Below are 11,613 nucleotides of genomic sequence, written 5' to 3'. Positions count from 1 at the left end.
CGGCATGTCGATTGCTCGATGCTCCTTCGCAGATCGATTTTCGACGGGGCGTCTGGGCCCCGGGGATGACGGAGGCATCGAGTATGAACGAGGCCGGCAACGTCCGGATCGTCCGCAGTCAGGAACTGTGGACGCCATGGTCGGTGTACTGAAGACTGGAATGGAGACTCGTCATGATACTCGTCCTGCTCTGGCTCCTCGGCGTTCCTCTGGGCCTGATCATCATCCTCTGGCTGCTCGGCGTCGGTCATTGACGGCGTGAAGGGACGTCAGTGGCCTTGCCGGACAGCGCGGAGGACCTTCTCGGCGGCCTCACGACGCGCCGTCGCCCGCTCGGCATCCCGACGCGCCCGCTCGGCTTCACGCCCCGCCTGCTCGGCGGCCCGGCGCTCTTCGGTCAGGCGCGCCTCGGCTGACGCCAGCCGCTCCCGCAGCTCCGCGATGGCGGCCGCCGCTTCCTCGGCGGCCGCCATGCGCCGGGCCGCCACGCCTTCCAGATCCTCGGCCCGCTGACGCCATGTCTCCGCCTCTGACCGCGCGACCTGCAGGGCCTCCTGGGCGCGCAGGAGCCGCTCGCGCGCCTTCCTGTCGGCAGCCGATTCGCCGGTCCGCCCCCGGGAGCGTGGCACCGCTTCCTCGCGCTCGACGAGCTCCAGTGGCACGTCCGCGAACAGCTCGAAGCCCGGCGCCGCGACCTCTCGCGTGAGTCGACCACGCCGGAGGTCCGCCTGGTGGCGCCGATCCGCGGCGGCGCCGGTCACCGTGCCCGAGATGCGCCTCAGCGTGTCCGGCGAGACGCGGAGGCCGGCCCGCGTCAAGGCCGCGCCCGCTCCCTCCACGAGCCGGCCGAGCGCCGCGCGATGCGATTCGGTCGCGGCGGCCATGTCCACGCCGCGCCGGCCGGCCTGGACCCGGCGCAGCTCCTGGACCGCCTCGAGGAACCGCGCGACGGCCTCCGGCTCCTGCCGCGCGACCTGATTGATGGCCCAGACGGCCGGACTCGGCTTCTTCAGCGCCGCGACCTCGGTGGCCTCGGAGGCCCGACCCTGCCGGCGCCATTGCGCGGTCAGGCTATTCCGGGCCCGGACGAACTCGCCGAGCGGGAGGCCGTAGAGGCGCTCGACCTCCGCGACGAGGTCGGGCCCGGTTTCGGAAGCCGTCCGCGTGGCTCGACGTCGCCCCATCCCGATGGACCTATCCTACCGCGCCAGGCCCACCTCGGTTCGCCGGCCCTGAACCCTGGACTCGAAGATCCGGGTTGACAGACGTCCGAAGCGGCCGCTACCGTGGCGGCGAAGCGTGGAATCTCGACGAGTCGGCTCGACCGTGCGGGCCAGGAGCGAGCGATGAAGACCCCCCACGGACCGTCAGGAGGTCTCCGACCGGGTCATGAAGAAGATCGTGCTCCTCGCGCTCATCCTCGCAGCCGGGTCGGCCGGCGCCAGCGATGCGGCTGACTGCTCGCGGGCGTCGACCGGCCTCATCGCGCTGACGGACCTCGGCCCGCGCACCTACCACGGCCATCAGGGAGGCCTCTATCCAGGCGGCCGCAACCAGCCATCCGCCGCCTACCTCTCGGTCGGGCTCGCCTACGCGGCGCGAGTCGAGCCACGGGGGCCCGACGGCCGCCCGTCGGCCGGCGGCACCATCGTTCTCCTGTCGATCGGAATGTCGAATACGACACAGGAGTTCTCGACCTTCAAGGCGATCGCCGACGCTGACCCGCGCAAGAGCCGGCACGTGACGCTCGTCGACGGGGCGCAGGGAGGTCAGGACGCGGAGCGGATCAAGGACCCGGCCGCGCCCTTCTGGCGCGCCGTCGATCTGCGGCTCGCCGCGGCCCGCGTCACGGCCGCCCAGGTGCAGGTGGTCTGGCTCAAGGAGGCGATCGCGGGCGAGAGCCGTCCGTTCCCGGCGGACGCCGGGGTGCTGCGCGCCGACCTCGAGGCCATCACAGGCATCCTCGCCCGGCGCTTCCCGAACCTCCGGCTCGTCTATCTCTCGAGCCGCATCTATGCCGGCTACGCCACGACCCGGCTCAACCCCGAGCCGTTCGCCTACGAGAGCGGGTTTGCCGTCAAGTGGGTGGTGCAGGACAGGATCGAGGGCCGGCTCCGGGGACCGTGGCTCGGCTGGGGTCCGTATCTCTGGGCCGACGGCACGCGGGGCCGGAGCGACGGCCTCCGGTGGCTCTGCGCCGACCTGCGGGAGGACGGTACCCATCCCTCGCCGAGCGGCCGGCAGAAGGTCGCGGCCCTGCTGCTGCGCTTCTTCACGACGGACCCCACCGCCAGGCGCTGGTTCATCGCCTCGTAGGCCCCGCGTCGCTGACCCTGGCGGTCCATCACTGCCAGCCGGCCGGCTCGTATCCCTTCTCGCGGAGGCAGCGGTCGACGATACCCTGGTAGGCGCCGTTCGGCGCGGGCCGCCTGAACATCGCTCCGAGCAAGCCCCCGAGGAGCCCGGCGGCGGCTCCACCGGCCGCGCCGACCGCGGCGCCGGTTCCGGCGGAGCCCACGATGGCGCCCCCGACCGCACCGCTGGCCGCGCCGACCCCGGCACCGACCGCGGTCGTCCCCGCCACCTCGGCCGCCTCGCCAGCTCGCGGCCGGGCCCCGGCGGTCTCGGCCAGCTTCCGGCACTCGGTGATGTCGCGCTCCGCCGTCGCGGCACCGACGCTCTGGAAGTGGGAATTGGGGTAGAGGACCGGTTTCGGGGCCGCGCAGCCCGTGAGGACGAGGAGGGCCAAGACCCGCCATGACCGCGGCCACCCGCGCGCCCCCCGCCTCGCAGGCGCCACCCCGGGAGAGCGCATCATGCCCGTCATCCTCCTCCGGATCGCCCGGACGGCCCGAGCACGTGCAGATCGCTCACAATTCCGATCTTACACGGTTCCCGGATCACCGGAAAGCGACACAACCGACGAGCTTCACGGCCGGGTACCGGATGGCGCAAAGTGGTAAAATCGACGAGTCTGCTCGATAACTTCCGTGCCCCCGTAGCTCAGTCGGATAGAGCAAGGGTTTCCTAAACCCTGGGTCGGGTGTTCGATTCACCCCGGGGGCACCATCTTTTCCGGCACTTAGCGACGTCCGGGCCCAGTGTGGCGCCTGCCGGTGCCACTTCTGGTGCCACTTGCTTCGGGCTCGGGATTTCCAAGTCGGAAGCCCTCCGGTCGCGACCCAACGGCACTCCACGCGATCCGGGACAACGAGGAACGCGCCCTCATGATCGGCATCCACGTCCGCCGGTGCGTGGTCCGCCTTCGTCCTCTCCGGGACCTTCACGGGCCTGGCGGGCGGGCTCTGGGGCCAGCTCAGCCGGCAGGTCACGCCGCAGCAGCTCCACTGGCTGTTCTCGGCCGATCTGTCCTGGCCGTGGTCCTCGGCGGGATGCGGAGCTTCTGGGGGCCGGCGCTCGGCGCGGTCGGGCTCGTCCTGCTCCAGGAGCTCGCCCTCCGCGCCACGCTGGTCCGTGGCCTCGTTCTCGGCCTGGTGCTGATCGCGATGGTCTTCCTGTGCCCCGACGGGATCGCCGCGGCCGGGCCACTGATCCGCCGCTGGCTGTTCGCGCGAAAGCCGGGCTGAAGTCGCTGCGCCGGCTGGGACGCCGGGGCTCGCGCCTCCGGGCGGACTAGCGTCGGCGCCCCGGTCCACGGCCGGCCTTTCGGGACACGGAGCGCGCCGGCGGCTGGTGCGCGTGGAGGCACTCGAGGAACGCCCGAGCGGCCGGACTCAGCACGCGGGCTTGGTGGCGGATCACGTGGAAGTGCCGCTGGATGGTGAGGCCGGACACCCGGACCACCCGCAGCTCTCCCGTCCCGAGCTCGTGTCGCACCGCGTGCTCGGAGACGAAGGCGACCCCGAGCCCGGCCCGCACACCCTCCTTGATGGCTTCCGTGTGCCCCAGCTCGAGCCGGGCGCGCACCGGGATCCCCGCGCGCGCCAGGGCCGTCTCGGTGACCTGGCGGGTCGCCGAGCCTTCCTCGCGTACCAGGAGACGCGCCTCGCGGAGGCGCTGTGCCGCCAGCTGTCCAGCGCGGCCCCAGGGGTGCCCGCGACCGACGATCAGAACGAGTCGGTCGAGCAGGCTCGCCTCTGTGCACGTCTCCTCCGCTCCGGAGAGGTGACCGCCGACCACGGCGAGGTCGACCTCGCTCGCGCGCACCCGGGCCTCCGTCTCGCGCGTGTTGCCGATCCGGAGGGTCACGTCCACCCCGGGATAGCGCGTCGTGAACCGGGCCAGCACCCGGGGCAGGAGGTAGATGCCGGGCGTGCTGCTCGCGCCGAGAACCAGCGAGCCGTGCCGGAGCCCCTGGAGCCCCGCGATGGCGTCCCGGGCGCCCTGGAGTGTCGCGAGGACCCGGCGGGCGTGGGCCTCGAGGATCCGACCGGCCTCCGTCAGCGCGGTCGTCCGTCCCAGCCGCTCGAGGATCGGCGTGTCGAGCTCCCGTTCGAGCTCCTTGATCTGCTGCGACAGCGCGGGCTGACTGAGCGCGACGCGCTCCGCCGCCTTGCGGAAGCTCCGCAGGTCGACGACGGCCAGGAAGCTCTCGAGCTGGCGCAGGGTCATGCCGGGCGCGGGCCATCGATAAGCCAGGTCAATCGATCGCTTCCAATCATTCGATTGGACGTGTAACACGATTCTCCCTACGCTCGCAACCGAGTCGCGTCGCAATCTAACCGTCGCGCGAGGGGAGGCGGCCATGATCTTCCGGCAGTTCCTGTATCCTCGGACCGGCTGCGCGGCCTACGTGTTCGGGTGAGTGGGCCACGGGGCGTCTACGGTCGTAGACCCACAGGCCCAGGACCTCGAGAGCTACGTCGAGTTCGCCGAGCTCAAGCGCACGAAGATCACCCACGTCATCGACACCCACATCCAGGCCGACCACGTCTCCGGCGGGCGGGCCCTGGCCGCCCGCACGGGGCTACCGCCTCTGGCGGGACCTGGGCTACGCGGTGGGCGCGCTCCTGGCGGGCCTCGTCGCGGACTGGCTGGGCATGGCCGCGGCGATCCACGTGGTGGCGGCCCTCACGCTCCTGTCCGGGCTGATCGTCCTGGTCCGGATGCGGGAAACGCGGCATCCAGGATCGTGATCTCGGTGGACCGAAGTGTGGCCTTTCGGCTGCTAGGCCATCCGTCTCATTGACGGATCCGACGGTCGCCAGTGATGGTTGAGCAGCGGAGAGGAGGCGGACACGTGGAGCAGCGAGTCACCTTCATCCTCAAGGCCAGTCCGTACTCGGGCCAGAGCGCCGCGACCGTCCTCAAGCTCGCCACGGCGGCCCTCGACGCCGGGCTGCCCAGCACGATCTTCGCGACGGCGGACGGGGCGTACGGCTTCGTGAAGGGCCAGACGACGACGGGCGTGTTCGACGTCGGGGCCGCGGCAGAGACCTACCTCGCTCGTGGCGGGATGGTCGAGCTCTGAGGGTCGTGCCTGCGATTCCGTGGAATCGCCGAGGACGATCTCCTGGCGGGAGCGCGCCTCGGGAGCCTGTCTCGGCTGATGGCGCTCCTCGACGAGAGCCACGCCGTGCTCACGTTCGGTCCCTGAGCGGATCGAGAGGAGGACCCGGTGCCCGGATCTCTGTGCGTCCTCGTCACCCATCCGCCGTACGGGAGCATCGAGCCGGCCGAGGCCCTGCGCCATGCCCGCGGTGCGCTCGGGAAGGGGTGGAGCGTGGTCCTCGCGTGCCTCGGTGACGGGGTGTCCACGCTCCTCCCCCGCCAGTGCCCGCCGGCCGGCGAATGGATCGGCCTGGCCGACGTGGTGGCCCAGTTGCTGCGCGACGGTCAGGGGCGAGCCGAGGTGCTCGCGGAGGCGTCCTCGCTGGCCGCCCGGGGGCTCACGGTCACCGATCTCGTCCCGGGGGTGCGGGATGCGCCCGTGGCCGAGATCGCCCGGGCGATGGCCCGCTGCGATCGAACCCTGACCTTCTGAAGGGGAGCCCATGGCATCGATCCTCATCGTGCTGACCAGCTCGCCCGCCACCCCGGCCGGCCGGCGGGCGCTGGCGCTCGCCGGCGCGCTCGGGAGCCAGGGACACGGCCTGACCCTCTGCTGTCTCCAGGAGGCCGTCGTCCTCGGGAGCACCCGCCCCCCGCGGGACGTCCGCCCGGAGCTCCAGGGGCTCATGGCGCGGGACGTCCGGTGCATCGTCCTCCGGGAGGACCTCACGCTGCGGGGACTCGAAGCGGGCCCCGACGCCACCCCGGTCGACCACGCGGGACTCATCGCGCTGCTGGCCGCGGATCACGACCGGGTGATCGGTGCCCTGTAGCGAGGGCGCGGCCATGAGCACACGGTGGCAGGCCGTTCAACGGGCGACCGTCGACTGGTCCGCGGGCCACCCGTGGACCGTCATCGCCCTGGTCCTGGTCGTGACCGTGGCGTTGGGGAGCCAGCTCCCCCGCATCCGGACCGACACGGACCCGAAGAACATGCTGCCGGTGACCTCGCCGGTCCGCCGGCACAACGACCAGGTCGAAGGCTGGTTCGGGCTCCACCCCGACGTGATCGTCGTCGGGATCCGGAGCGAGGGCGGGATCTTCGTCCCGGAGACCCTGGCCCGCCTGCACCGGCTCACCGACGAGATCCTCCGCCTCCCCGGGGTCGTCACCCGGGACGTGATCGCCCTCCCAACGGTCAACGACGTCGCGGTCGCCGACGGGGTCCTGCAGGCCCAGCCGATCCTCGGCGAGATTCCCCGGGATCGGGAGGCGGCGGAGCGACTCGAGCGGCGGGTGCTGGGCAACCGGCTGCTGGCCGATCGCCTGGTCTCCCGCGACGGGAAGGCCACGGCCATCTACGTGCCGATCGAGACGACCGCGAACGGCAAGGCGATCGCCGAGCGCATCACGACGCTGGCGGCCCAGGGCCAGGGGGCCGAGCGCTACTTCCTCGCGGGCGATCCCGTGGCTCGCGACACCTTCGGGGCCGAGATGTTCCGCCAGATGGGGCTCTTCTCGCCGCTGGCCGGGATGGTGATGTGCGCGGTGCTCTTCTTGATGTTCCGGAGCTGGGGGCTGGTGGCGGCCAACATGGCCGTGGCCATGCTGGCCATCACCTGGGCGATGGGGCTCTTCATCGGGCTGGGCCTCCCGATCCACATCATGGCCTCGATGAGCCCCGTCTTCCTGATGGCCATCTCCACCGACACGGTGCACATCTTCAACGAGTTCGGCTTCCGGCGCCGAGAGGTCGGCGACCGGCGGGAGGCGATCCGGCAGACGATGGACGCGGTCGCCACCCCCGTGCTCTTCTCGGACCTCACCACCATCGCGGGCTTCGCGTCCCTGGCCATTGGGCCCATCGTGCCGGTGCGGATCTTCGGCCTCCTCGTGGCGTTCGGGACCCTCGTGATCCTCCTCATGAGCTTCACGCTGGTGCCGGCGCTCCTCGCCCTCGCGGGGGACGGTCGTCGGGTCGCCTCGCCCCGGGAGGCCGAGCCTGCCTCGTCGTGGCTCGGGCGCGTCGGCCGGGCCTCCGTGGCGGGACGACTCGCCGTCGTCGTGGCCGGGGTCGTCCTCGTGGCCATCGCCGCGATCGGGATCGCGAAGGTCCGCCTCAACAACAACATGGTGGCCTGGTTCAAGCCGGGGAGCGCGATCCGGGTGGCGGACCGCGAGCTGAGCCGGGACCTGGGCGGGACGGCCACCCTGTACCTGGTCGCCGACGGCAAGACGCCGGATGCGGTGACGTCTCCCGCCTTCCTGCGCGCCCTCGAGGGGCTCCAGCGGAGGATCGAGCGCGAGCCGGTCGTGGGCAAGACCACCTCGGTGGCGGACGTCGTCAAGCGCGTCCACCGGATCCTGAGCGACAACGACCCCGCCCGCGAGGTCGTTCCCGACTCTCGGGAGGCCGTGGCCCAGGCGCTCCTCCTCTTCGGGATGGCCGCGCGCCCGCGGGAGCAATGAGCTTCTGGGGGCCGAGCCGGTTCTGGCACCTCGGGAAGATCTACGTGGAGCAGTGGTGGCTGCAGCGTTGGTTCCAGCGACGCCGACGGGGCCGGCTCGGCTGGAGGCAGCAGGGTGAGGATATCCGAGTGGGTTGGGCTTCCATCGCCGCTCGGTCAGTCGCGTACTCGCGCCTGGAGCCTCACGCCAGGAGGAAGACCATGATGATGCCGTGGGGCGGCTTTGGCTGGGGCTTCGGTCCTTTTGGGATGCTCTTCATGCTGGTCTTCTGGGGGCTGATCATCGTAGGGATCGTCCTGGTCGTCCGGTGGCTCATCGAGCCGGGGAGGCGAGGCGGAGGGGCGGGCCCGGAGGGGGAGTCCGCGCTGGACATCCTGAAGAAGCGGTATGCCCGAGGGGAGATCGGCCAGGAGGAGTTCGAGGCGAAGAAGCGAGACCTGCTCTAGAGAGCCGCTCGCCACGCGGGAGACGGCGCGATGCGGAGACACCATCCCATTCTCGGCCTCGTCCTGATCATGATCGGCGGCGCCGGTCTGCTGCTCCTGTCGGCCGCAGGCGGGTGGAGTCCGGGGCCGACCTGGGGGCCCGGCATGATGGGCCCGCGGATGATGGGGAGATGGTTCGGCGGGGGGTACGGCAAGCGCCACTACAGCTCGAATGGCGAGCGGATCTACTACACCGGCGTCAGCGAGCGGACCGGCCCGATCCCGCTCTCCGGTGGGCCCATGTGGATCAGCATGCAGGGGGGCGGGTGCGTGGCGTGCCACGGCGTCCGGGGGCACGGCGGCGTCCCCGTGATGATGGGCGGGGCCATCCCGTCGGACATCAGGTATGAGGCGCTCACCCAGGCGGAGCATCGGGAGGGCGAAGGGAGCCGGGAGCATCCGCCCTATACCGACGCCCTCATCAAGCGCGCCATCACCGAGGGCCTCGATCCCGCCGGCCGACCGCTGGACTGGACGATGCCCCGGTGGCGAATGACTCCCGAGGACCTGGAGGATGTCCTGGCGTTCTTGAAGACCCTGTGAGCCGGCCATACGCTCGCCGTCCCGGAGGACCTCGAGGAGGCATAGCCATCTGCCAGCCCTCGGCATCGCTGAGCGCCATCGCCGTCGCTGCCGCCAAGGGCACCGTCAGCGTGCGCCCGAGCGGCGGCGAGCCATTGGCGGCTCGAGCCTGAGCGCGTCGACCTCCGTGACGGCCTTCGACGCGGCCGCCGAGCGCTACGACGCCTGGTACCGGACCCCGATCGGGCGTCTCACCGATCAGCTCGAGAAGGAGGCCATCTTCGGTCTCGCCCCGGCCGCAGCGGGGCGGGCCGCGGACCTCTCGTGCGGGACGGGCAACTACGCCCTCGAACTGGCGCGCCGTGGCTGGCGGGTCATCGGGATCGACCGCTCGCGGCTCATCCTCGAGGTGGCATGGCGGAAGGCCGCCAGTCTCACCGGACGACCGGCCTTCGTCCAGGCCGACGCCGCCGCGCTCCCGGTCCGCGATGGGAGCCTCGACCTGGTGACGATCATCCTGGGGCTCGAGTTCATCGCCGACCCCCTGGCAGTCCTGCGGGAGGCCCGGCGAGGGCTGGCGGCTAACGGGAGCCTCGTCGTGGCCGTCCTGCGGGCCGAAGGGCTCTGGGCTCGCTGGCGGCGCCTCAAGCGGCGGATGGTCGACTCGGTATGGCGCGACGCTCACTTCTCCACGGACGACGAGATCCAGGCGGCCCTGCGGGCGGCGGGCTTTCTGCCCCACGCGTCACGCCGCGTCGTGCACTATGGGCCGTGGCCGCTGGTGGCGAGCTGGGCGCTCCGCTGGGAGCGCGTCGCCCGCCGACGGGTCCCGCGGCTGGCGGCCGTCCTTGCCGTCCACGCGACGCCGGTGCCGTGAGCGGAACGCGAGGACAGTGTCGTCCGATCGACCGTCGACCGGGGAAGACCGGACGGGGAGAGCGCGTGTGACGATGACCCGAGCGGCTGTGCCCTTGCTGGCGCACAAGCGGATCCGCGCCGCGTCCGAGTTCACGCCGCAGAGCCTCCTCCGGGAGGCGCGACGCGAGAAGGGGCTCCGGGCGGGATCCGTGCCGGAGGTCTGCATCCTCGATCCTGACGGAGACGTTGTGCGGCATCTCGTGGCGGCGGGCCGGGCGCGACGGGAACCGAGCTGGCCCTGCTACCACACACGCCTGTACGTCTTCCGGCATGGACGCGAGCGAATGGGCATTGTGGGGGGCGCCGTTGGCGCTCCGTTCGCGGTCCTGGTGGCGGAAGAGCTCTTCGCCTCCGGGTGCCGGATCCTCATCAGCGTGACCTCGGCGGGCGAGATCCTGGCGGTGCGCGAGCGGCCCTACTTCGTCCTGATCGAGCGCGCCCTCCGCGACGAGGGCACCAGTTACCACTACCGGGCGCCCGCGGCCTTCAGCCACGCCGACCGGCGGCTCATCCACCGCGTGCAGGCAGCCCTCGCGGCTCGGCGGCTGCCGGTCGTCCTCGGCGCGACGTGGACGACCGACGCGCCGTTCCGGGAGACGGCGGCCGCCATCCAGGCCGCCCGCGCTCGGAACCTCGTGGCGGTCGAGATGGAAGCCGCCGCGCTGTATGCCTTCGGTCACGCCCGCCGCCGACCCGTGGTCTGTTTCGCACACGTGACGAACCAGCTGGGTCGCCTCGAGGGCGACTTCGACAAGGGAGCCGCCGGCGGGGCTCCGGCTGCCCTCGCGGTGATCGGCGCCACGGCGAAGGCCTGGCGGCCTGCCCCTGGTATCCTGCCCGGCATCGGTGGGCTATCATCGGGAGCGTGGCGACGCGGGGCGCGCTAAAGCCCAAGCTCAAGGTCTGGGTCGTCTTCGACGGCCAGGTCAAGTTCGGGGACGGGCGGGCGGAGCTCCTCGAGCGGATCGAGGCGCTCGGATCTCTCAAGCAAGCCGTTGCCGGCATGGCGGATGTCGTACCGGGCGGCCTGGGGTAGCTCCGGGAACTGGGCGCCGCCTCCATCACGGCGAAGCCCTCGATTCTTCTCATCACGCCTCACGGTCTAGCATCATCAAGGCAGCTTCCCAAGCTGGACCTCGCCGGTCTCTGCTCGGCCGCGGTAGTGCGGGAGCAGAAACGGGTGCCACTTCTAGTGCCACTTCTCTCGCGCCGGAGGGCGCAGCCCGTCGCCTCCGGTCACCGAAGCCAGGAGCGCTAAGCGGCCTGACCATTACAAGGCGTCGCCTGAGCCACGCCTCGTTCCTCCGGGCGGGCATCGGGAACCCCCCGGGCGCACCGGTCTGACGGTACCTCGCCTCGAACGCGTGGGAGGCGGGCCCGCAGCGGACTATGCGAGCGGTCGCACGTCAAGCGGCGTGCCGGCGGCAAAGCGCATGGAAGACTCGCCGTCCATGCTAGACTGGCCGCCATGGCGGAGACCGGAAGGAACCCGCACGCTGTGGCCCTGGGGACGAGGGGCGCGGCGAGGGGCGCTCGCAAGGCCGGACTGGCTCGATGGGAGGGGTTCTCGCCGGAGGAGCGGTCCGTGGCGAACGGGAGGGTTCCTATGGGTGTGGCGATGGCCTGGCGCTGCTCGTTCCTCGCGCTGCTCGTGCTGTTGACGCTCCCGGTGCCGGCCCAGGCGGAGTTCTTCCGCTACACGGACGAGCAGGGGCAGTCCTACTACGTCCAGGGTCTCGAGAGCGTGCCGGCGCGCTACCGCGCCTCC

Annotated in this window: 13 protein-coding genes, 1 tRNA gene and 2 pseudogenes; 13 read left to right on the top strand and 3 right to left on the bottom strand. The window is 71.6% G+C overall.

Features of this window, described 5'->3' with window-relative positions; all coding sequences use genetic code 11:
- Positions 1 to 269 precede the first annotated feature (269 nt).
- Positions 270 to 1,184: a hypothetical protein gene (locus VGW35_10475; protein HEV8308080.1), complete on the bottom strand. Its 915-nt coding sequence runs from the start codon at positions 1,182 to 1,184 to the stop codon at positions 270 to 272.
- Positions 1,185 to 1,389: 205 nt separating this feature from the next.
- On the opposite strand from VGW35_10475, the gene VGW35_10470 reads away from it, so the two are divergent.
- Positions 1,390 to 2,316 carry a hypothetical protein gene (locus VGW35_10470; protein HEV8308079.1) on the top strand — a complete coding sequence of 309 codons (927 nt, stop codon included), beginning with the start codon at positions 1,390 to 1,392 and terminating at the stop codon, positions 2,314 to 2,316.
- 28 nt (positions 2,317 to 2,344) lie between these two features.
- Here VGW35_10470 and VGW35_10465 read toward each other — a convergent pair whose 3' ends face one another.
- On the bottom strand, positions 2,345 to 2,749 hold the full coding sequence (locus tag VGW35_10465) for a glycine zipper family protein (protein HEV8308078.1): 405 nt from the start codon (positions 2,747 to 2,749) through the stop codon (positions 2,345 to 2,347).
- A gap of 243 nt (positions 2,750 to 2,992) precedes the next feature.
- Between VGW35_10465 and VGW35_10460 the strand changes: the two genes are divergently transcribed.
- Together VGW35_10460 and VGW35_10455 are read left to right on the top strand one after the other, a co-directional pair.
- Positions 2,993 to 3,069: transfer RNA gene (locus tag VGW35_10460), tRNA-Arg, on the top strand.
- Positions 3,070 to 3,377: 308 nt separating this feature from the next.
- Positions 3,378 to 3,587 (top strand): hypothetical protein, encoded by a 210-nt coding sequence (locus tag VGW35_10455; protein ID HEV8308077.1) that lies wholly within the window; start codon positions 3,378 to 3,380, stop codon positions 3,585 to 3,587.
- Positions 3,588 to 3,633: 46 nt separating this feature from the next.
- Here the strand turns inward: VGW35_10455 and VGW35_10450 are convergent, their stop codons facing one another.
- Positions 3,634 to 4,572, bottom strand: a complete 939-nt coding sequence (locus VGW35_10450) for a LysR substrate-binding domain-containing protein (GenBank protein HEV8308076.1) — start codon at positions 4,570 to 4,572, stop codon at positions 3,634 to 3,636.
- A 356-nt stretch (positions 4,573 to 4,928) separates the two neighbouring features.
- Between VGW35_10450 and VGW35_10445 the strand changes: the two are divergent.
- The 10 genes and pseudogenes from VGW35_10445 to VGW35_10400 all read left to right on the top strand — a co-directional run bounded on the left by VGW35_10445 (position 4,929) and on the right by VGW35_10400 (position 10,881).
- Positions 4,929 to 5,096, top strand: a pseudogene (locus VGW35_10445) (MFS transporter).
- Positions 5,097 to 5,170: 74 nt separating this feature from the next.
- Positions 5,171 to 5,557, top strand: a pseudogene (locus VGW35_10440) (DsrE family protein).
- Positions 5,558 to 5,578: 21 nt separating this feature from the next.
- The gene (locus tag VGW35_10435; GenBank protein HEV8308075.1) at positions 5,579 to 5,944 is read left to right on the top strand and encodes a DsrE family protein; all 366 of its coding nucleotides are present in this window, start codon (positions 5,579 to 5,581) and stop codon (positions 5,942 to 5,944) included.
- Between the two features lie 10 nt (positions 5,945 to 5,954).
- Complete coding sequence (locus tag VGW35_10430) at positions 5,955 to 6,284, top strand: DsrE family protein (protein HEV8308074.1); 330 nt, start codon at positions 5,955 to 5,957, stop codon at positions 6,282 to 6,284.
- Positions 6,285 to 6,297: 13 nt separating this feature from the next.
- Positions 6,298 to 7,920, top strand: coding sequence for an MMPL family transporter (locus tag VGW35_10425; GenBank protein ID HEV8308073.1), 1,623 nt, complete (start codon positions 6,298 to 6,300; stop codon positions 7,918 to 7,920).
- 200 nt (positions 7,921 to 8,120) lie between these two features.
- Positions 8,121 to 8,366: an SHOCT domain-containing protein gene (locus VGW35_10420; protein HEV8308072.1), complete on the top strand. Its 246-nt coding sequence runs from the start codon at positions 8,121 to 8,123 to the stop codon at positions 8,364 to 8,366.
- Between the two features lie 30 nt (positions 8,367 to 8,396).
- Positions 8,397 to 8,948, top strand: a complete 552-nt coding sequence (locus VGW35_10415) for a cytochrome c (protein HEV8308071.1) — start codon at positions 8,397 to 8,399, stop codon at positions 8,946 to 8,948.
- Between the two features lie 166 nt (positions 8,949 to 9,114).
- The gene (locus VGW35_10410; protein ID HEV8308070.1) at positions 9,115 to 9,804 is read left to right on the top strand and encodes a class I SAM-dependent methyltransferase; all 690 of its coding nucleotides are present in this window, start codon (positions 9,115 to 9,117) and stop codon (positions 9,802 to 9,804) included.
- A 73-nt stretch (positions 9,805 to 9,877) separates the two neighbouring features.
- Positions 9,878 to 10,732 carry a nucleoside phosphorylase gene (locus tag VGW35_10405; protein ID HEV8308069.1) on the top strand — a complete coding sequence of 285 codons (855 nt, stop codon included), beginning with the start codon at positions 9,878 to 9,880 and terminating at the stop codon, positions 10,730 to 10,732.
- A complete protein-coding gene (locus VGW35_10400) occupies positions 10,711 to 10,881 on the top strand; it encodes a hypothetical protein (protein HEV8308068.1) in 171 nt (56 codons plus the stop codon). The genes VGW35_10405 and VGW35_10400 overlap by 22 nt, the downstream gene beginning before the upstream one ends.
- The last annotated feature ends 732 nt before the right edge of the window (positions 10,882 to 11,613 follow it).

Source organism: Candidatus Methylomirabilota bacterium (assembly GCA_036005065.1).
Taxonomy (GTDB): Bacteria; Methylomirabilota; Methylomirabilia; order Rokubacteriales; family DASRDR01; genus DASYQW01.
The sequence above is the reverse complement of the archived record's forward strand: the minus strand, read 5'-3'. Positions and strand labels throughout refer to the sequence as shown.